1 protein-coding gene is annotated in these 389 nt (G+C 62.0%); it reads right to left on the bottom strand.

Annotation, left to right across the window (positions count from 1 at the left end):
- A partial coding sequence (locus tag ACNFOC_RS55815) for a class I SAM-dependent methyltransferase (RefSeq protein WP_521987350.1) occupies positions 1–199 on the bottom strand: 199 nt, incomplete at its 3' end.
- Positions 200–389 lie beyond the last annotated feature (190 nt).

The following is a 389-nucleotide window of genomic DNA, read 5'->3' as shown; positions in this document are numbered from 1 at the left end:
AGCCATCGGTCGCACGCACAGAAAATCCTTCGGCCAGCATCACCGCCGAATGATTGCCGGCGCCGCAGCCGAGCTCGAGGACTGAACCGCCCGGCGGAAGCAACTTCAGAAAGCCGCGCAGCCTTGTCGATGGCGCCTTCGCCCAAGCCGCATAGGACTGGGCGTTGCTCCGGTAGAATTGCAAGGTCGCTTCGTCCACCGCGGCACCTCGTGTCATGGAAACAGCGCGATCTGCTCCAGCCCCGTCGTCTCGGGCAGCCCGAACATCAAGTTCATATTCTGGATCGCCTGTCCGGCCGAACCCTTCACCAGATTGTCGAGCGTGGAAATCACGATCGCCCGGTTCTTGATGCGGTCGGCGACGACGCCGATCTGCACATAGTTGGAGC

The sequence above is a fragment of the Streptomyces colwelliae genome (assembly GCF_048158785.1).
In the GTDB taxonomy this organism is placed as follows: Bacteria; Actinomycetota; Actinomycetes; order Streptomycetales; family Streptomycetaceae; genus Streptomyces.
This window is presented reverse-complemented; position numbering and strand designations above follow the sequence as displayed.